Here is a 20797-nt window from a genome sequence, read left to right on the forward strand (position 1 = left end):
AGAGCGTCAGATTGCGGATCTGAAGGTCGGCGGTTCGAGCCCGCCTAGTCTCATGCTACTGGAGAGATGCGAGAGCGGTCGAATCGGGCGGTCTCGAAAACCGTTGTACCGCAAGGTACCGGGGGTTCGAATCCCCCTCTCTCCGTTTTTAACGGAGCAACGCAGCCAAGCATCTTCTTTATGCACTTTCCGAAACACCCTGAAAATTTCAATACTTTCAGGTGCTTTCAACACTTTGGAGAGATGTCCGAGTGGTCGAAGGTACACGATTGGAAGTCGTGTGTGCCCGAAAGGGTACCGAGGGTTCGAATCCCTCTCTCTCCGTACCGGGACCTATGCAAAGAAGGTTTTTCAAACCCCGTCAGATCCGGAAGGAAGCAGCGGTAGATTAATTCTTCTTGTGCCGTAGTGCTCCCGGTTTTTTTATGTCCGCTCTAAGTTTCCTCTCTCGGTAGATACAAATCGCACAATCAGGTGGTTGGGCAAGCATTTGAATTGCAGTCAGAACTGCCAAGGATGGCAGTGGTGCTAAACGGAAACCGGTTTTTAAAAAACCGGCAACCAAGGAATTGACACGGATGGCAATTCCTTGGCGTTACTCTGCTTGAACAGCCACCTGATTTTACGGGAAGATATAAACAAGCGTCTGATGCGTTTACCTTCCTTCCCGTAGCTTGTACATTTAGACCGATAACAGTATGATAGCGGCTGCTTCATAACACTTTTAATGATAGGAGTAATAATGAACGAACATAAATTATTTACCTCGGAATCGGTCGGAGAAGGCCATCCCGATAAACTTTGTGATCAAATTTCTGATGCAGTGTTGGATGCCTGTTTGCGCGACGACCCTAAAAGTCATGTTGCATGCGAAACGTTTGCTTCAACCGCGCTCATTCTTATCGGTGGAGAAATTACCACCAGTACCTTTGTTGATATACAGCAAACAGCCCGCAATATTGCACGGGAAATCGGCTATACCGATTCTGCATTCGGACTTGACTGCAATTCTATGGCTGTTTTAAGCATGATTCACGCTCAGTCCCCCGACATTGCACAGGGGGTCAACGGTACCGGCCTCAGCGAGTATCAGAACCAAATGGGCGCAGGGGACCAGGGGATGATGTTCGGCTATGCGTGTAAAGAAACGCCGGAATTGATGCCTGCCCCTATCATGTATGCGCATAAGCTGCTGCGCAAGGCTTCGCAGCTGCGTAAGTCAAAAGAGATCGATTGGCTGCGTCCCGATGCAAAGAGTCAGGTAACGGTAGAATATGAAGGCGATAAACCCGTGCGTATCGATACGGTCGTTATTTCTCATCAGCACGACCCTGCAATTTCTTATGCTTCACTAAAAGAAGCGATTATCGAAAATATCGTCAAACCCGTCCTTGAACCGACCGGTTTACTAGATGCAAAAACTAAATTCTTTATTAACCCTACCGGACGCTTTGTTATCGGTGGTCCGTTCGGCGACACCGGTTTAACGGGGCGGAAGATTATTGTAGATACCTATGGTGGTATGGGTAGGCACGGCGGGGGCGCCTTTTCCGGTAAAGACCCGACCAAGGTAGACCGCTCAGCTGCATATATGGCGCGCTATGTTGCAAAGAATATCGTTGCTGCCGATCTTGCCGAACGGTGCGAATTGCAGCTCGCTTACGCTATCGGTGTACCGTTCCCCGTGTCGATTCGGGTAGATTCATTCGGTACTGCAAAAGTGTCGGAAGGTGCAATCGAACAAGCCGTTCAGCAGGTATTCGACCTCAGTCCTGCCGGTATCATTAAAACACTCGATTTGTGCAAACCCATATATCAAGCGACTGCCGCCTACGGACACTTCGGCCGCCCTGAATTCAACTGGGAAAAAACCGATAAAGTTGACGCTTTAAAAGCTGCTATAAAATAGTAACAACATGCATATCCTGCTGCGGGGCGTTCTTGCTTTTGTTTTCACTTCTTTAATGTGTACTGCTTGCAGCGATACCCTGTCGTCGGTATCGCTTGCCTTGCCGACGGATATGCAGAAAGCTGCAACCTCACCGGTTGCTTCCGAGCAGCTTATCCGCGTTGTACCGCTCAAGGCGTTAAATAAAAATGCCCGTACCGGTATAATACGCAACCCTGAAAAATCCGATGTTATGTATTTCGCCTTTGAAAAAAGCCCCGAAATGCTCGGTTTAACCGGTTCCGGCTTGTATGCGCTTGAGCTGGAGTTTGAACCGCCCCTGCCCGCCGCAAAATTGAGCGGCACAGCGCCTATAAACACAAGCGCTATTCAACCGGATTCTGCCGAATTTGCCGTAGGTTTACTGTATGCAAGCGATTTTTCCGCCTCTGGAAAATTGAAAGGAACCGTCATGCCGCAACATCCCGTTACGGCGCAGATACTGCCGCACGGAACCTTTACCGTCAGCATCGGCTTTGCAGGTACAGCAATAGGAACAGCGAATATTAGGGGATTTATGGTTTCAGCACAATCGGCTTTGAAACTGAAAAGCGCGGCAATCGTCCCCGTTCGGTATGGCTGGTTAAAGAAAAGCAGTACCGGATTATGGTATGGCGCCACCGCTGACGGGGACAATATCCCGACTGAATTATGTACCGGTACGGGCATCCCCTTGCGCACGGAGTTGCCGAAACCGTCAGCCGTTATACATACCGAAAATACCGTTATAGAGGCGGGATATGCCGGAAAAGGCGGTAGGGACTCTATCGTTATCCATTTTGGCGAGGACTTACCGGCTACACCCGCGGCGGAACAAAAACAACCGCGCCTTTCGTTCCAATGCAGCGGCAAACGCATATCCGTATACCGTGCACCGAATATATCTCACCTTACGCTTGACGGCTGCCTCTTTCCCGATGCTGTTTTTAGCATTGAACAAACTGATGAACAACCCCGCGCGGAAAGGTTATCCAATACGGATATGCTTCCTGACACGAGTGGACAGGCAGATATGGATGAAGCCGATAATGAGGCAGACACGACACCGACAGTCTGCGGCATTACCGCCGAATATTACACACCGGCACTGCTCACCCCCATCACAGCCGATCCGGGGCTTATTTTGCATTGGCCGCAGGCACAATGGCGGCAACCGTCTTACGAACTGTTTGCATGGGAACAGTTTCCTTCGGTACTGATTTTCGACTTTACCGACTATGCAGTGCAGGATGCCTATCTTAAACGACTCTCGTTCTTTGCGGAAAAAAAAGGCTTTACGGGGAAACTCCTCTCCGATGAAATGAGTCATTCTCTTCACGGGTTTAATGCCCACGACTATCGGGCCGAAACGCTTGCAGCCTTTTTTCAAAAAGCCGAAGAGGAAACTTTCCCGTTAAATACATCGGAGCTGCATTTACGTAAAATTCTATTCCATAACGGCATTATTGTCCGCACGGAAACCGGCATTGAAGCAGGAAGCGGCGCAATCGTATCCATAAGCCGCCAATCTCCGGCTTATCTCCGCTACCGCTTCATTACCCACGAATGCCTGCATGGTATTTATTTTACGAAAGAAAGCTTCCGTGATACGGTAACGGAAGTTTTCCGGCAGACAGATCCGCGCGCTGTGCTTTTTTTGCGCCGTTATTTTGAAATATATCCGTCGCTGCAATATAACACTGATGATGACTACTTGCTTCAAAACGAATTTATGGCTTACATCCTCCAGCAAGGCAGTGATTCTCTTCAACAATATTTTATACAGCTTTCATGGTTCCATTTAATGAATGCGGCTGAACCGGTACTTTGCAGATACATCCGCAAAACCAAGGCAGCAGGTTTTATGCAGGCTGCTGCGCAAATGGACTCTTTTCTATATACAACATGGGGAATAAAAGGCGGGAGAATTCATTTAGTCAATATAGAATCTTTATAAAAAATAAAATATCAATGAAACGTTTTATACCTTTCATTGTTTATCTGTTTACTTTCATTCCTCTGAGGAGGGTACCATGAACTTTGAAGCGATCCTTAATCAATGGGAAATACAAACTCAGCATCCTTACGGGAAAAAAAGGATGCAAAGCGATGCAAAAAATCCGATAGCCATAGCATATACGGCTGAAAATACCCAAACTTTAAATCCGATGGATTATTGGTTGCGGCGCTACGGTGTCTATGATAAAGATTCTAATGGTTCTGAAGATAGTACTCAGACTGATACTCTTGCCGAAAAACGGCGGTTACGGGCAATGCGCCCGCAAGCAGAAATCGACTTACACGGCATGACACTTGAAGAAGCCTACAGTGCACTGGTTACTTTTTTCGAAGATTCCGTTCGCAGAGAGTATCAAAAAATTCTCATCATCCACGGGAAAGGGAATCATTCTCAAAATGGACCTGTATTAGCGCGGTTCGTACAAAAGTTTTTGGAAACAAATATCCATGCCGGTGAAACGGGACACCCCAAAGGACGCGACGGAGGGACAGGGTCGACGTGGGTAATACTAAAGTATTAACAGGATAAACGCATCAGGGCATTTATTTAACAACCCCGCGGAAAAAATTGATACTGTTCAACCAGAGTTGAACCTCTTCGCGGTTCAAATGGTCTCACAGTCTCAATTTTTCAGCGGTTTTTATCTACTATACCTGATGCGGTTGCCCGTCTGCCCCCAAAAAATGTGCGAAATTTTAAGCAAAATTTCGCACAGAAGGAAGGCAACCGCTGGAAATATTTTTAATGCGTTTGCCTTGAGTAGGCTTATTGCCATAATAGTTAAAAAGAATTACAATCAGCAATTATTATGGATACCCAGTCGGATATTGTAGCTAGGGAAAAGGACAATCCCCTCGCTCGGCATGCTTTAGTAATGCAGATAGCGCTCTATGCCGGAGAGCTTCTTATTCGGAACGGAGCAGAGATGTACCGCGCCGAGGAAACGATTGTGCGGATAAGCGAAGCGGGAGGCATCCACGATATTACTCCGTTTGTTACGCCCACCGTACTGTTTATTGCAAACGGTGACGGCGAAAACGTACTCTATACAAAAAATATAAAAAAACGGAGCAACAATATTGCTAAAATTACATTAGTGAGTGATTTTTCCCGTAATTTTGTGGAAGGTCGTATTGATATATCCGAAGCAATGGATTGCTTACGCAAAATAGATCAATACAAAGGTTATCCATACAGGTTTGTTCTCTTTGCTGCCGGTATCGGATGCGGTCTTTTTGCGGTCTTAGTAGGCGGAAAATTCGGAGATTTTGTCGCAGCATTTTTTGCCTCATATATTGCCGTTTTTATCAGCGATAAAATAATGGCTCGTTCCCGTACCGTTTTTACCGGTAATTTTGTTGCAAGTATGTTTGTGGGAATTATTTCCATTATATCCTTTGAAATTAAATTAGTTGATAATCTTGACAATATCATCGTCGGCGCCGCACTTGCCCTTGTTCCCGGCGTTGCATTTACCGCAGGAATTAGAGACTTTATTTCAGGCGATTTACTCTCCGGAATCGCACGTATCGGAGAGGCGGTTCTTGTTGCAATTGCCATTGCGTTCGGTGTCGGTAGTATTTTAATGCTCTACTCGATTCTAGGAGGACTGTGATGCCGATTTATGCCCATACCATACTCTCCTTTATCAGCTGTCTCGGTTTTGGCGTTCTTTTTAATGTCCAAAAGCGTACATTGTTGCTTGCTGCGGTAAACGGCGCAATCGGTTGGACAATATTATTAGTTCTTGATATCCCGCAAGTCAGCTATATTTTTGCAAATTTGCTTTCTGCGATAGTGGTCGGTCTCCTTGCGGAACTTTTTGCCGTTATTCAAAAAACTCCTGCAACCTCTTTTATTGTTGTCGGTATTATCCCTTTAGTACCCGGTTTCCGCGTTTACCGCTCAATGCTTTTTTTTGTGCGGGGCGATCTGGACAAGGGGCTTGCGGAGGGTGTCCATTCGTGCTTTATGGCAGTCGCGATAGCAGTTGGCATCATTCTTTCCACTTCTGTTGTTCGCATGATTCGGCGGCCTATCAAAAACTATATAAGGAAGAAAATATAGTAGAAAAACCTCTAAAAACCTTGAGTGTTCGAGAGATGCCCTAGTCTAAATAGTGCAGTACTAAAAAGCCGATTAAACGCAGTACGTGTTTAATCGGCTTTTTGCTTTTGACGGTTACAAGCTTTTTACTTTATCGCTTCCGCAAGGTTATCTGTCTTTAAAAGGCGAATATTGTTTGCCGTATCTTGTACGAGCAAGCCTTTTTCCGTAACGCTTATTGCCGTGTACGGAAGAACGGTTACCGTCGATTTTGCTTGCATTTCGAGATTATCGTTGAAGCGTGCAAGGTAATACTTCCCCGATTGCTCAATGACCGCATAGTAGCTGCCATCAACCTGTATTAAAAGACTCTGCTCTGCAACGGGAACGGTAGCCTGCTTGGTCATTTCAAGCGTGCGGGGGTTAATGCCAATCAGTGTAATCATCTGATTTCCGGATTTTGAACCGGCAATCGCGATAAGCGAATCTGCTCCTTCGATAAGAACACGTCCACGCACGGTATTGAGCGACGAGGTTTTCAGCGGTTTTTCCGTTTTAAGGTCGAGCAATACCACTTCCGAAAGCATCGAGCCGGAGTCAACTACTTTCAACACCGTGCAGGGTAATGCGGAAGCAAAGGCCGCTTCATCCTGAGCCTTTCGTTCAGCTCGTTTTTCTTCAATGATTTTCCGAGTATCTGCGGCAACATCCTTCCGATCGCTTTGTGCTTCCTGCTCTTTTGTATCGGCAAACTGCTTTTCAGAAGAAGCTTCCCGTTCTTTATCTTGGGCTTGCTTTAAGGCTTCATCAGAAGCTTTCTGTTTTGTGTCCGCTTCTTTCTGTTTTGCCGTTGCTTCCTGACCAGCTTTTTTGGCTGCATTTGCTTTTTCGGCGGCAGCTTTATCTTTATTGCTTGCTTCTTGTTTATTCTTTGCGGCTTCCTGCTGTTTTTTTGCGGCTTCTTCAGCAGCTTTACGGTCATTCGGATTCTTTTGAGCCTGCTTCTGTGCTGCTGTAGCCTCTTTTTCGGATTGAGCAGCTTTTTTCTTTGCCGTTTCCGCATCTTTTCGGGCTTTTTCCGCATCCTGTTTTGATTGAGCTGCAGCTGTTTTTGATTTATCGGCTTCTTTTTGTGCGGCCGCAGCTTCATTTCGTTTGGCGTCAGCGTCTTTCCGAGCTGCAGCAGCATTCTTCTGTGCGACATCTGCACGGTCGCGGGCAGCGCTGCTTTCTCGTTCTTTCAAATCGATCATGTCTTTGCGGGTAGCAATATCTTTACTATCCTGCTCACGCATTTTATTGACAACGTTTTTATCGGAAATGGAACCGGTATCGATCGCGCTTAACGTACCGCTGTATTTCTGATCGGAAAGCGGGATAACAATCTGCGTTTTTCCCGGCCATTCATCATAGCGCAGTGCAAGACCGGCTTTATCGGCAGTCAAATTCTTGACAACAACCGCTTTATACTTACTTTTGAACATATTCATATCACCGCGGTATACAGCGTTATAGATCGTTACAAAATGAGCAATTGTTTTTGCATCTTTTTCGGAATATCCGTAAGCGCGTCGTAAATAACCGGCGATAATAACTCGTAAGTTGTTGATATGATCGACTTTCGCTCCGCTTCCGATAATCATGATATCGGCATCGAGACCGGTTTTCACCGACGGATCAACTGCATGGATAACGGCGTAGCGGTTCATCTCGCCGGCGCGTCCGCGTTGAGCAGCTCCGCCGAGCGATTCTCCGATTTCGGCGATTGCCCGCAGCGTATCGATTTCGGCATGAGGCCCTGTGTAGTTGATAAATTCAATCGGCGTATTTTCGGCCTGCTTCAGTTCATTTTGATCGACCTCTATCGAAAAAGCCATGCTCATAAAGGCAAATGTACAGAGGCATACAAGCGCTATTCTTTTCATTGAACAACCCCTTTCTATGAAGATGATACGAAGAAATCCCAACACCTTAGGACGTATCCTGAAGGAAGAGAGCTTCTCGGTAAAACAAAGTTCGATTCTATTCTACTATAGTTTTTATTTTTTGTCTTGCGTACTGCTTAATATTTTCAGGGAACGCACTTGCCGCGATGCTAAAAAGCGCTTTAACGGCTGAACCGGCGGTCTGTTTATCGCCATATTTCGCTATTTCGGTAAGGGCATCGCAGGCAGCGTAGGCAGGTTCAAGAGCGCGCACTCCACAGCGTTGCAGCAGCAGTTGAATTGCTTCGATCGACCTTCCGTCAGGATCAGCGGCAATAAACCCTAATGCCCTGATGATTGCAACGGCTAAGGTTGGGTCGGACGTTTTTGATGCCTCGTCGAGCAGAATAGTTCGGTACTCCAACGATTCCAATAGACCGAGCAGTTCCGCAGCCCGTGCCCGTTCATAAACCGTAAAATTATAGGGGAAATACGCTGCCCGCTGATTGTTTGTTAAAATAGTTTGCAGGGTCAGTGCGTAGGCTGCTTCATCCGTACCGATTGTCCCTTTTGTAATGGCTTCATCGATACCGGTTAACAGCGCCGTGGTATCCCCGTAGGGAACGAAGAAGGGGAGCGTTTGCGTTTTTTCTTGTGTTTTTAAAATTTGATATTGCGGCGGCGCTTCCCGCTGGAGAGTACTTTGCATAATCTTTGTGTCCAGTCGCCAGCTGTTGATAACCCAATCATCGACGGCAATAAGGATACCATTCGGCATAATAACCGGCAGAAAAGCTGATGTGATGATCTTTTGTTCCCGCTTTACGGTTCCCTCGCCGCTGATAATTGCCGCTATACCCTTACAGGCGATGTAATATTCACCGTCCGTTTTGCTGTAATATAACGGAAGTGTAATGCGGCTGTTCAATTTTGCCGTCCAAGTAATTTTATTAGAGGTAATATTCCGTGCCGAAACGGTACCATCGGCATATATGCATACCAGTTCGTTGCCGGAGGTTTGCATAAAAAGCGGCGCTGTTTCTTGTGTTTGCCAGACTGCAAACCCGTCGGTTTCCCTTTGTTGTACACGTGATGACGTTTCTTTCTCTTCGGATGCGGCGCTGCGGTAATAGGCGAGGATGCCGTCACCGGTGCTCATAATATACCCGCCGGGAGCAGCTGAGAGTGCAGCAATTTCTTTTTTTAAGGTTTTTGTGTTTAACATCTGTCCGGTGAGTGAAACGGTTAAAAAATCTTTGTTCGTCAGCGTCAGCAACAATGATGCTATTCCCGTTTCGCACAGCTGCCGTGCCGGAGCAGCGGATAATGTGAGCTGCCACTTGAGCTTCCCTTTTATGGAAAAACAGTAAAGATTGGATTTCGTAAGTATGCATATTCTGCCGTCAGTGGTGCTGTAGGGAGCAAACAACGCCGGCTCCGGCAGCTGCACCGACCACAGATAAATCCCCTGTCCGGAAACCGCTTGCAGCATCCTCGACGCATCTGCAATAATCAATATCCCCGACTTTGATACGGTTAAAAACGGTTTTATTGTCCGCTCAATATTCCGCCGCCATACAAAGGAACCGGTATAATCGATACAGTTAAGCGCTTGATCCGAGCTTAATGTATAAAGATATTCTCCGTGTACAACCGGATCACAGAGCGTTTCGCCTGCCATAACCGCCGACCATTGTGTTTGTTCTATTTGCGCAGTCTGTGCGGTGAGTACCCTTGCCGGAATCAGCAAAAACATACATGAAAAGGCTGCGGTAAGTAAGGATGTTAAAAAGCGTTTCGGTTTTGTCATCGTATAAAAATTCCTAAAAGTTCACAGTGGTGTGTTTGCGGATAAAAGTCGAATAAACGGTATTCGATAAATCGATACCCCAATGCGGTTAGTTTTTTTGCATCGCGGACAAAGGTTGCAGGATTACAGGAAACATAATGAATGAGCGGTATTTTTGCTTGCCCCAGATAGGTAAGCGCCCGTTCATGGATCCCTTGCCGTGGCGGATCGATGATAGCGGCATCATAGACAAGCTGTGCGGCGGGGATGTCCGGCCAATCGGCGTCGGAAACGGTATGGAAAAAGCAGCGGCAAGAGCCGTTTTTTTCCGCAATAATCCGATCGAGGTTCTGCTGTGCCGCCCGCAGCGCCGGCTCGTTGTGTTCCACCAAATGAAGCTCGGTAGCTTTGTCCGTTAAAAAAGCGGAAAAGGTGCCGACGCCGGCATAAAAATCGAGTACCCGCGTACATGGTGGGATATCCGATACCGGTTCAATCATTTTTTCCAGCATTGTGATATTCGACTGAAAAAAGCCGAATACGCTAAAGTTCAAAACAGTGTTTTTTACTCGTGCCGAAGCGTCGGGATGAATAGGGCTGTATATGTCATCTTGTGCAAAAACATGGTAGCGGCCTTTATCGATTTTTGAGCTGCGGGGAAAAAGCTTTTGTAATCCGTTCTGCTGCAAAACGGTACGCAACGCAGGTACTGCAATAGGGCAATCATGGACGGGAACAACCGTGTTGCTCGCAAAACCGTGCATCCCGATTGTTCCGTTTTTATCCGTATGGAATTGAAACCGGTTTCGATATTCCCATCCGGTGCCCGCAATAAAAACCGGCGGACGTTCAGGTGCAATATGCGCTCTGTCGAAAAGCTCTGCAACCATTGCCTGCCGAAGTATTTGCTGATAGGTATCATCCGCCATTTGCAAATTACATCCGCCGCAGCGGCCGAAATACGGGCAGAGCGGTTCAATCCGATGAGGAGAAGCTGTGATGACTTTTTTTATAACGGCTTCGCTGTAATCGCGCTTGTTTGCCGTAACGGTAATATCGAGTTCTTCATCGGGGAGCGCAAAAGGGATAAACACTGTTTTGCCATCTATCCGCGCGAGCGCTTCCCCGCCGAATACGATCTTTTCCGTAGTAACCCGCATGGAATGCAGTATACAGGAAAGCGGATGTTTTATAAAGGCGCAGGGCGCTGCCGCCGCTACTTCAAATACACAAACGGGATATCGTCTATGCGCTGAAGATGAATAGCGCCGCATCCTTTTTCTGCGTACATGACGTTCAGCATCGCGGTGATGTTGCGTTCAAAATCAGGATTGCTTTTTTCTTCTACGGCCGCGATACCTCCGCCGTAAATGCAGTAGACCATGTCGGCGTATTGGAGCGCAAGCGCGGGATTATGGATGGAAACGAGCACTGTCTTGTGCGCTTTTGTGCAAAGCTTACGGGTAATCTGCATAATCTTATGCTCGTTGTAAAAGTCGAGATTGGCGGTCGGTTCATCCAAGAGGATGATGGGCGCATCCTGTACCATGCCGCGGGCAAGCATCACAAGCCGCGATTCCCCGGAGCTGAGCTGACTGTAATAGCGGTCTGCGAATTGCGTTAAACCGAATACATCGAGCGCATGGTCGACATATTCCCAATCTTTTTGCGACGGGGCTTGCAGCGCGGTTTGATGGGGATTACGCCCCATCACGACAAAGTCGCGTACCGTGTAGGTAAATACGCCGGAATGTCCCTGCGGAATGTAGCATACTTTTTGGGCGAACCGCTTCCGTGTAAGCTGCGCCGCATTTTCTCCTAATACGGAGAGCCTACCGGACGCGGGCGTATCCAATCCGGCGAGCAGCCGCAACAGCGTGGTCTTGCCCGCTCCATTCGAGCCTATCAGCGCAATAACCTGTTGCTGCGGGATATGCAGCCGGAGGTCTTTCAGAATAGGCTGAGTTCCCCGCACTGCCGTAACGCCGTCAAGCTCAAAAGCCGCGTTCATATTCCAATCCAAATATCGTTGTTCCGGCGGAGCATCAGCTGCGCAAGAATCGGCGCGCCGATAACAGCCGTGATAATACTGACCGGTATCTCATTGCCGGACAGGGAGCGGGCAACGGTATCCGAAAACAGCAGCAGAGCGGCGCCGCACATAAAGGAAAGCGGGGCAACCTTGTAATTGTTATTGCCGAACAGCAGCCGGATAACATGCGGCGCAATAAGCCCGATCCAGCTGATGATACCGGCGGCGGACACGACGCTTGCAACCAACAATGTCGAAGTGATAATAAACAGCAGCCGCATCTTTTTAACCGGCGTACCGAGCGACGCCGCTTCTTCATCGCCGAGCGAGAGAATATTGAGCTGCCTGCGGAACAGGATAATAAAGCCGCATCCCGCAACGGCAATCGGTAAAAAGGCGGCGAGTTTTTTCCACGTGATAACATTAAAACAGCCCATCAGCCAGAACTCCAGAGCAGGCAGCTCATTGAGCGGATCCGCCATGTATTTGATAAGGGATACGCCGGCTCCGGCAAGCGCATTGATGATGACGCCTGCAAGCACGAGGCGTATCAGGCTGTGTTCTCCGCCGATGTTCGAAAGCTGCAACACAAGCAACGTCGCCCCGATGCCGCCCGCAAAGGCACAGAGCTGGATGCCTGCCGCACTTGTATGGAGCAGCACGATACCGATTGCCGCGCCGAGGGAAGCGCCGGTAGAAACACCGATGATGTCGGGCGCTACCAGCGGATTGCGAAACAGACTTTGCAGACTTACCCCGCTCAACCCGATTGCGCCTCCCGAAAGAAAGACAAAGAGGGTGCGCGGCAGCCGGATGTTCATAAAGATATTGTAATCGGCTGTGGTTACCGGCGCAAATGCATCGGTGTGGAACAGTATCGAAAGTATCTTAATGAAAGAGAGCGGATAACGCCCCCAGCTCAGCGAGAATATCAGCGCCGCCAGAGGCATTATACAAGCTGCACATATCAGTTTAGTCCGGTACCGCATCTATATTGAAAGGTTTTATTTTCTTATTTTACATTAAGGGAAGCAAGGTCTTTTTCTTTACCGAAGAAGTCCCGATAAAAGGTCTTGGTCTTTTCCGCCAAATAATCGGCAGGGATTTTTCCCGGATGCAGTTTATCGGCAAGCCAGATAACACCGAGACATGAGCACGGAATGGGGGAATCCCACTCATCAACATTTGACGGGAATACATAGACCTTGCCGTTATCGACTGCGGGAATACCCTTCCATTCAGCTTTTCCTGAAAGTTCTGCCGGAGTTACCTTCGAGCCCGTTGCGGCAACGATAACCTGCGGGGCATATTTTTGCACCTGTTCCAGCGATACTTTTGTCCAATAGACATCGGTAATATCATCGCTTACCAATTTCCCACCCGCTGCCGCAACGAGTTCCGCTTGGAACATCTTGGGGCTGAGCGCGTTCAGAGGATCGGAGCGGCTGCTGACATAAACGGATACTGCCGGTTCTCCTTTTACGAAACCTGCGACATCATTTAAGATTGTCTTATAAAAAGTGAGCAGTTTTTGCGCTTGTTCGCGATTACCGGAAGCGGCGCCGAGCATTTCAACATAGCTGAAAAAATTCTTCATCGTTTCGGGTTCAATTACCAATGCGGGAACACCGAGCGCTTCGATTTGAGGAAGCTGTTGTGCGGCTTTAAACGGTACCAAAATGAGGTCGGGCGAAAGAGAAGCAAGCGCTTCGAGGTTCAAGTTCTTTGCGCCGCCGCATGCGGGTTTATCCGCCAATTCGGGAGCGAATTCTTTAATAAACGGCCGAGCGCTTTTTCCGCCGTCGCCCGACACGATATATTCCCGACAGCCGATTGCCAATGCCGTGTTGCTCAAAATATAAAACGGCGCGACAATCCGCTCCGGCTTTTTTGGGATAACAACGGTTCTGCCTTGATGATCGGTTACGGTTGCAAAACCTTCCGATGCTTTTTTGTCCTGCTTCCCGCCTGCCCATACCGGCAAAGCTGCGAGCATCACAACCAAGATTGCTAATGAACAGAGTTTTTTACACATAGAATCCTCCTTTATAGACTTAGATAGACGTTAGCATAATCTTCTGAATAAACGCAACCCCGTCTGCAAGCTCTTTATCGTCAGGGTGTCCTTTGCCTAAGCCGCCGAACAGCTTGAATGGACCGAAAGTATCAAATCCCTTGCATTCAAATTCACCCAATACGGTAAATCCGTTTGACTGTAAATAACCGGCAAATTTTTTCGCATACCGACCTTTTCCCATTCCGCTTGTACATACGACAAAGGCAGGGTTCGGAAGTTTATGCCGGTGATGTTTCAAAAATGCATATATCGATTTATGAAATCTTCCCGCATATATTCCCGAAGCAAAGCCTACACAATCATATTCCGAAAAATCGATATTTTGAGCTTGCTCTACTTTAAACAGCGTTACCGGCATATCTTGTGCCATTGCCGTAACTACTTTTTCCGTATTTCCATGATGAACCGATGCATAGATAATAGCCGCTTTTTTCATAAAATCTCCCGATAAAAATGTTAAAACTCCATGTCGAGCAATGTGTTCTCATTATCCGGCACTCGTGTGTTTTTAATGGAACGATTGTACTACTTTTCAGATACCGATGCAAATGATAAATCAGGGTAAACGCATCAGGTCGTTTTTTTAACATTCCCGCGGAAAAATCGATACTATTCGACCAGAACTGCCAAGGATGGCAGTGGTTCCATATAGTAGCGATGTTTTGTGCGTGCACAAAACTCGCCTTCAACTGATGTACATGGATGTACAACAGTTGAAGATGGTTCAAATGGTCTCACAGTCTCAATTTTTCCGCGGTTTTTATTTACTCTACCTGATGCGTTTACCCGCCTGTTGAAAAAAATGTGCGAAATTTTATTTCCTTAAAATGCAACAGTTGAACAAAATATGAATTTTGGAAACTGTTGCATTCGTGCGCGAAAAGCGCACACATCAATACGCAAGTTTTCGAAAGAAAACTTGACGGTTAAGGTGAGCGGCGTCATTGTAGACGCTCACCTTATACCTATGAAATTTCGCACAGAAGGAAGGCAACCGCTAAAAATATTTTTAATGCGGTTGCCCTGCCGATAAATATTCCGGTATGGAAAATAAGCTCTTGGCGTGATAAAATCAGCATAAGGAGAATTATGACACCAGAAGAAATAAAGAAACTCATTCAAAACGGTGAAAAAATAGATGTTGAATTTAAAGAATCAAAGAATGCTTTATCGAAAGACGTATATGATTCCGTTTGTTCTTTTAACAATAGAAACGGCGGTCATATAGTATTAGGAGTTAACGACAAAAGGGAAATTACCGGCGTTAATCCTGACAAGGTTGATAAAATAATAAAGGAATTTACAACAGCTATTAATAATTCGCAAAAAATATATCCGCCTTTATACTTAACACCTGTTTCAATAGATATGGAAGGCAAGAAGCTTATTTATATCAGAGTACCAAAAGGCTGTCAGGTGTGCAGGCACAATGGACGCATTTGGGATAGGTCTTACGAGGGTGATATAAATATTACCGATAATGCGGAACTGGTATATAAGCTTTATGCGCGGAAACAAAGCACCTATTTTGTAAATAAGGTCTATCCTAATTTGGGAATAGATTGTTTAAACTCAGCGGTAATTGAAAAAGCACGAAAAATGGCTATTGCAAGGAATCAAAATCATTTATGGAAGGGTATGAATGATGAAGAACTTCTGAGAACAGCTAATTTAATTTTAATTGATCCGGAAACAAACAAAGAAGGTATTACCTTAGCTGCAATTTTATTATTTGGAAAAGACAACGCCATTATGTCCGTTTTATCACAGCATAAAACGGATGCACTATTTAGAGTAGAGAACAAAGACCGATATGATGACAGAGATGTCGTCATTACCAATCTGATTGACAGTTATGATAGGCTTATCAACTTTGGCAGAAAGCATTTGAATGACTTGTTTGTTTTAGAGGGCATTGTTAATGTCAATGCAAGAGATAGGATACTCCGAGAAGTAGTTTCCAACACATTAGCCCACAGGGATTATTCAAGCGGCTTTCCTGCGAAAATGATTATTGATGATGAAAAAATTACTATCGAAAATAGCAATGTAGCACATAGAATAGGCGTATTGGATTTGCAAAAATTCGAACCGTTTCCTAAAAATCCGTCGATATCTAAAGTCTTTAGGGAAATTGGAATTGCCGATGAGCTTGGTTCCGGTATGCGTAACACCTATAAGTACACACAACTGTATTCGGGAAAAAATCCTATTTTTGAAGAAGGAGATATATTCAGAACGATTATTCCACTCAAGAAGATTGCAACAGAAAAAGTCGGCGAAAAAAATGTCCCTCAGAATGTCCCTCAGAATGTCCCTCAGAATGTCCCTCACAATAAGAAGGAGCTGATTGAATTTATAAAGGCAAAGGTGAGGTCAAATAATAAGATTACAAGACAAGCTATTGCAGATAGTGCCGGCGTAAGTGTAAAAACTATCCAGAGAACCATAAAAGAGATAGAGAATTTACGATATATCGGTACCGGAAATAACGGATATTGGGAATTGAATGAATAGTTGTGAATTACAAAAGCGAGAATTTGAAAAGGTATCAACAACCCCGACGCAAGCGTCGGGGCACAGTGCTCAATGTTTCGCACTGTGTGTTCTATAAGGTGGTTGCAGTCGGGTTTAATACCCTTTGTTACGACGCAGAGCGTCGGGGTATTAACCCCTCCGCACGAATAAAACGATCGGCGTATGGAATTAGATTTTAAGCATGCTTCATTACAGGAAATAATTGACTATGCACCCGATCTCCGTAGGGAGGCATATATAGATGCGACGCTGCGGATGCAGGCGGATGATAATATCGTTGGGCTGTTCGGCTCTGCGTATTCGGAAGCTCAGTCTCCCGTCATCGACGAGGCGCTCATCTACGGCTGCGGTCTTGTGCCGGTGCCGATTGTCGGAGTGGACGCCTTTATTTTTAAATATGGTGATTATCCTGCCTGCGATGCAATCAAGAGTACGGTGATATATTTAACGACGCAAAAGTGTCCGCTGCTGTATTCTTCCAAGATGTATGTACTTGACGGCTGTTGCCCTGCCGTCGAAACCGCATTCCGGCAGTGTACGCAAAAAACTGTGCATATATACAACGATGCGGAAACACTCAAGACAGTGCTGCAACAGGTGTACGGCTGCAAGTATTCCGCTGCCCGCTATCAAGAAGCGAAGTCTGCCTTTCTAATATTGAGCGGCTTGTTGCAGCAGCTTGAGCAAAGTGCACTTTCCGGCAATGACTTTGGGGTGCTCGCTTTTTATTCCCGTTTTATCTTTGAGCTTGAAGAACGAATCGCTTTCTTGACGCGGGTGTGCGAATTGCTTTCTTCCGCAGCAATCGGCGAACATTCATCTCATTCACCGGAAAAACGAGTGCCTGTTTCAATTCATTGTCCCGACGGCATCATACAAAAAATCAAACCGGCTTCCGGAAATTATTTTAAGCCGGTATGGGTGCAGGCAGGGTGTTCCGCCGATATTGCATGCGCAGGATGTATCTATCCGGCCGGTCAGTATGTGGGGTATTAAAGCCGATAACGTGAGGATATGGACTCTACAGAATCAACCCAACTCGAATCAGCTTCGATGAATACACTTGACGGGGACGTCCCAAGAGTTTGTTACTTTTTCGCTATTCCCGTCGAGCGTGTTCAAAATCGCACAGATAGCACGATTTTGAACATCGCATTTCAGGGTAACCTGCTCTGAAATGCGATGTTTTCGAACAGGTTAATTACCAATACAACGAATTTTGAGCGAAATACTCTCAAATCGTCGCTTCTACTGACAAGATGCCAACCTTTTCCGCCAGTCTTGCGATTACATTTACTTAATCGCCTGTGCGCCGAAGCCTTTGACTGCACCGAACAGTTTTACAGCATCATCTTGCGGATATCTGTTTGCAAACATCGACACATCAGTTTGAACTTTCATCGTTTGGTTCATTCCCATTGCGCGTCTGAACTCGTTAGCGGGGGAATTCGGATCATAGTCGGTTTTTTCTTTATAGGTAGCGTTTAAGAAACCTGCCAAATATGCTTGGTTTAAAACTTTTTTAAGCGGAGCTACGTCTTTCAGCTCCTCGTTGCCTTCGGCGCTGTTAAAGCGTTCAACGTCTTCAAAGTCTTTTACCCATACGTATTCAAATGTACCTAAGCCCGGCAGGGTTACATCCGCTTGTTTGTTCATAAAAAATCGATTGTTATCTACAAGTACCTTTCGTCCGTTTTCCATAGAAGCAGGGCTGTCGATACGGCAGCGATCGATTGCAGACAGTGTAGAAAGCCCGATAATGTTGTGGTGTATATTCACCTCAACCTTCGTCATAACGCGGAATCCGTACCCCATATCCTCAAAGGCATGCGTGCGTGGCCATGTAAACAAAACAGTATTATATGCGAACTCCAGCGTTATGGCGGTCGGTTTATTTTCTTTTCCCCAAATTTCGCAAGCAGACATCGCATTTGCAGTAAAAACATTATTCAAAATTTTAACATCGCCTGAACCGCCGAACTGGATGGCAAAATTGGAAGCGTTATTAAATACGCAGTTTTGAATAAGCACATCGCATTTCATAATGCTGCCGCCGAATATCGCCTTTTCTGTTGTAATGGATTTTTCACCGCCATTAACGCCTTCTCCCGGCGGCAGGATGAGCATACCGGTTTCCACACCGGCAGGTTTGCCTTTTGTCGGATGGTAACCGTTGGAAGCTCCTTTATCGAAGATGATACCGTCGATGACAAGTTTTTTTCCCTGACCGTCTTTAATATCAAACTCCATCGCCTTATTTGCGCGGCCTGTTCCGTTTGATGAGGCCGGCGGCATAACGAGCGTGCGGTATTTTAAAACGTCCCGTTTTGAAAAGTCTTTGGAATATCCTCCGTAGATTTCTACAGGGTTTTTTATCATGATAAAACCTTTGTCCCGTACGCCGTAATAATTGCCTTCCGCAACATATAACTTATCACCGGGTTGCACTTTTTCGGCAGCCTTTTCGATGTTTTTAAACGGAGCATCTTTTGTACCCGCGTTTCCATTCTTACCGGTCTCTTTTGAAACGTAGTACTCTGCAGCCATTACGTTTGCTAAAACGAGACAAACCGCTAAACACGTTGTAATTGCTTTTTTCATATACACCTCTCAATTTAAGGGAGAATGCTTGTGTGCTTCCCTTTATGTTTAATGTAGCATAATTACCATAGTTTTGTAAATTATTTTAAAGGCTGACAGATTATTGCCTTATAACATTTCTGCGATAAAAATGTTATCGTTATTTGCAGAATAGGGAGATGGAGCCGTGCAGCTGTGGAAATTTTACAAAAGAACGGATTTAAGAAACTGCTCAATGTGGATTGGGGCGGTAAGTATTTTCATGTCCCGCTTCATAATCCTTAAAATCCGCATTCAGCAAGGCTCTCATAGGCTATAATGCAATGACTTTTTATACTTAATCCAATCTTTTTATTTTGATAAACCGTACTTCTTGTCTGTAAGCGCTTACTATCGTAATAATTGAGGCCAGTATTAAAATTCCACCGTTTACCAATAAATCTCTTTTAACCAGCTTTGCGATGTCCGGTTCGGTGATTATAAGCTCCGGCGTTTCTTTTAAAACATCGAAAAAGCCGATATGCTCAATATCCGGACCCTCATTTACAGCATCGTATATACGCCAGCCGTATTCCAATACGGTTGCCGCTGCGAGCGCTATGCCCAGTACAATCAAAATCATAACGATGGCTTTTACGGTTAATTTTTTTCCCAGTCGTTTGTATACAGTATAGGATATTGCGCTGAGTAAGACTGGAATCGCCCAAACATAGAGGTTCATTTTTCCGACGATAACATACAGTAAGATTCCCGCTAATGCAACGCCGATAACGCCCAATGTACCGAGTAAAAAATTTTCTTGCGTGTTTTTGTCTTTTTCTTTTTGAGCGGTAAGATCGGCTTCTTTTTCCGCCCGCTCAGCTTCGGTTAGATACAGGTATTGTAGTCCTATTTGAAACAACCGTATCGTTCCATCATTTTTACCATAGATAAATCCGCCGGATTTATACTTATTTTCTATCAGGAATGGGATAACGGTATCATTCAGCAAATCAAATGTTTTCTTATAGTTCCCTAATGCCGGCGTAGGATATTCAAAGATTAATGTTGCGTTATCGATACGCGTTTTTACCTTTTTTATTTCACAAAGCCGCGACTGCAAGAGGGCGAACAAGTCTTCTCCATTTTCTGCCTTAGAAGCGCCGATGGTAAGGATACATTTCTTCGCATTGGCATCTACGTGAAAAATCGTATAAAACCCTTGCAGCATTCCTGCATATACATTCTTATATTTTTTAAATTGATAATCTTTAGATAAAAAGTCTAAACTTCCCATGAGTGTTCCTCTTTGAGTAAATGAGTTGCGCCGCAAATAATTCGACAGCTGTCGAGTTTATTCTTTTTTTATATAAAGATAAAGAGGCCGACTCAGAGTAAACGCATCAGGCTATTTATTCGTGCGGAGGGTTTAATACCCCGACGCTTGCGTCGTAACAAAGGGTATTAAAGCCGACTGCAACCACCTTATGAGAACAACAACCCCGCGGAAAAATTGGGGTTGCTACGTAGCCCCTCTTTTTTTGAAAATAACTTTTCCGTCAGCCTTTTGAAAATAGCCTGTCCGGAAGTGTACGTCCGTGTACACTTCCGGACGCGAGTTTTTGCATCGCAAAAACATCGCTTCTGTTTTGAACCACGGACATCCTTGTCCGTTCTGAAACTACAAGGCGCGAGCAAAAAACACCCGCAGGCATGTTGAAAAGTGTACATCCGTGTACACTTTTCAACGTCGAGTTTTGCTGCGCAAAAACGTCGCTGTTGCTTATAACCCCGGACATCCCTGTCCGTCCTGATACGTTGAGGCTTTTTCAGTAGCGGCACGGATGCCGCTGGTTATATCAGAAGCGATGGGGATGTCTCAAA

16 protein-coding genes, 2 tRNA genes and 1 other RNA gene are annotated in these 20797 nt (G+C 45.8%); 10 read left to right on the forward strand and 9 right to left on the reverse strand.

Features of this window, described 5'->3' with window-relative positions:
• Positions 1 to 60 precede the first annotated feature (60 nt).
• The 8 genes from HGH47_RS04455 to HGH47_RS04490 all read left to right on the forward strand — a co-directional run bounded on the left by HGH47_RS04455 (position 61) and on the right by HGH47_RS04490 (position 6014).
• A tRNA-Ser gene (locus tag HGH47_RS04455) sits at positions 61 to 145 on the forward strand.
• 92 nt (positions 146 to 237) lie between these two features.
• A tRNA-Ser gene (locus HGH47_RS04460) sits at positions 238 to 324 on the forward strand.
• Positions 325 to 423: signal recognition particle sRNA small type (gene ffs / locus HGH47_RS04465), an RNA gene on the forward strand.
• Positions 424 to 742: 319 nt separating this feature from the next.
• Complete coding sequence (metK, locus tag HGH47_RS04470) at positions 743 to 1909, forward strand: methionine adenosyltransferase (protein ID WP_212565900.1); 1167 nt, start codon at positions 743 to 745, stop codon at positions 1907 to 1909.
• A gap of 7 nt (positions 1910 to 1916) precedes the next feature.
• Positions 1917 to 3884, forward strand: a complete 1968-nt coding sequence (locus tag HGH47_RS04475; RefSeq protein WP_432910628.1) for a hypothetical protein — start codon at positions 1917 to 1919, stop codon at positions 3882 to 3884.
• A gap of 76 nt (positions 3885 to 3960) precedes the next feature.
• Positions 3961 to 4467, forward strand: a complete 507-nt coding sequence (locus tag HGH47_RS04480; RefSeq protein WP_212565898.1) for a Smr/MutS family protein — start codon at positions 3961 to 3963, stop codon at positions 4465 to 4467.
• Positions 4468 to 4755: 288 nt separating this feature from the next.
• Positions 4756 to 5562, forward strand: a complete 807-nt coding sequence (locus HGH47_RS04485) for a threonine/serine exporter family protein (RefSeq protein WP_212565897.1) — start codon at positions 4756 to 4758, stop codon at positions 5560 to 5562.
• On the forward strand, positions 5562 to 6014 hold the full coding sequence (locus tag HGH47_RS04490; protein ID WP_432910632.1) for a threonine/serine exporter family protein: 453 nt from the start codon (positions 5562 to 5564) through the stop codon (positions 6012 to 6014). The genes HGH47_RS04485 and HGH47_RS04490 overlap by 1 nt, the downstream gene beginning before the upstream one ends.
• A 125-nt stretch (positions 6015 to 6139) precedes the next feature.
• Here HGH47_RS04490 and HGH47_RS04495 read toward each other — a convergent pair whose 3' ends face one another.
• From HGH47_RS04495 to HGH47_RS04525, 7 genes are all read right to left on the reverse strand, one after another.
• The gene (locus HGH47_RS04495) at positions 6140 to 7918 is read right to left on the reverse strand and encodes a P83/100 family protein (protein WP_432910635.1); all 1779 of its coding nucleotides are present in this window, start codon (positions 7916 to 7918) and stop codon (positions 6140 to 6142) included.
• Between the two features lie 97 nt (positions 7919 to 8015).
• On the reverse strand, positions 8016 to 9728 hold the full coding sequence (locus HGH47_RS04500; RefSeq protein ID WP_432910638.1) for a PQQ-binding-like beta-propeller repeat protein: 1713 nt from the start codon (positions 9726 to 9728) through the stop codon (positions 8016 to 8018).
• Positions 9725 to 10981 carry a class I SAM-dependent RNA methyltransferase gene (locus tag HGH47_RS04505; RefSeq protein ID WP_432910641.1) on the reverse strand — a complete coding sequence of 419 codons (1257 nt, stop codon included), beginning with the start codon at positions 10979 to 10981 and terminating at the stop codon, positions 9725 to 9727. Before HGH47_RS04505 ends, HGH47_RS04500 begins: the two co-directional genes overlap by 4 nt.
• Positions 10924 to 11718, reverse strand: a complete 795-nt coding sequence (locus tag HGH47_RS04510) for an ABC transporter ATP-binding protein (RefSeq protein ID WP_432910644.1) — start codon at positions 11716 to 11718, stop codon at positions 10924 to 10926. The genes HGH47_RS04505 and HGH47_RS04510 overlap by 58 nt, the downstream gene beginning before the upstream one ends.
• Positions 11715 to 12689 carry a FecCD family ABC transporter permease gene (locus HGH47_RS04515; RefSeq protein ID WP_432910646.1) on the reverse strand — a complete coding sequence of 325 codons (975 nt, stop codon included), beginning with the start codon at positions 12687 to 12689 and terminating at the stop codon, positions 11715 to 11717. The genes HGH47_RS04510 and HGH47_RS04515 overlap by 4 nt, the downstream gene beginning before the upstream one ends.
• A gap of 62 nt (positions 12690 to 12751) precedes the next feature.
• Positions 12752 to 13774: an ABC transporter substrate-binding protein gene (locus tag HGH47_RS04520; protein ID WP_432910649.1), complete on the reverse strand. Its 1023-nt coding sequence runs from the start codon at positions 13772 to 13774 to the stop codon at positions 12752 to 12754.
• Between the two features lie 19 nt (positions 13775 to 13793).
• On the reverse strand, positions 13794 to 14252 hold the full coding sequence (locus HGH47_RS04525; protein ID WP_212565892.1) for a flavodoxin domain-containing protein: 459 nt from the start codon (positions 14250 to 14252) through the stop codon (positions 13794 to 13796).
• A gap of 653 nt (positions 14253 to 14905) precedes the next feature.
• Here HGH47_RS04525 and HGH47_RS04530 point away from each other — a divergent pair.
• Positions 14906 to 16333 carry an AlbA family DNA-binding domain-containing protein gene (locus tag HGH47_RS04530; RefSeq protein ID WP_212565891.1) on the forward strand — a complete coding sequence of 476 codons (1428 nt, stop codon included), beginning with the start codon at positions 14906 to 14908 and terminating at the stop codon, positions 16331 to 16333.
• 183 nt (positions 16334 to 16516) lie between these two features.
• Positions 16517 to 17350 (forward strand): hypothetical protein, encoded by an 834-nt coding sequence (locus HGH47_RS04535; RefSeq protein WP_212565890.1) that lies wholly within the window; start codon positions 16517 to 16519, stop codon positions 17348 to 17350.
• A gap of 297 nt (positions 17351 to 17647) precedes the next feature.
• Here the strand turns inward: HGH47_RS04535 and HGH47_RS04540 are convergent, their stop codons facing one another.
• Entirely contained in the window at positions 17648 to 18955 is a 1308-nt protein-coding gene (locus HGH47_RS04540) for a right-handed parallel beta-helix repeat-containing protein (RefSeq protein ID WP_016522840.1), read from the reverse strand.
• Between the two features lie 316 nt (positions 18956 to 19271).
• Complete coding sequence (locus tag HGH47_RS04545) at positions 19272 to 20210, reverse strand: hypothetical protein (protein ID WP_016522841.1); 939 nt, start codon at positions 20208 to 20210, stop codon at positions 19272 to 19274.
• Positions 20211 to 20797 lie beyond the last annotated feature (587 nt).

This window comes from Treponema sp. OMZ 805 (assembly GCF_050937395.1).
Classification (GTDB): Bacteria; Spirochaetota; Spirochaetia; order Treponematales; family Treponemataceae; genus Treponema.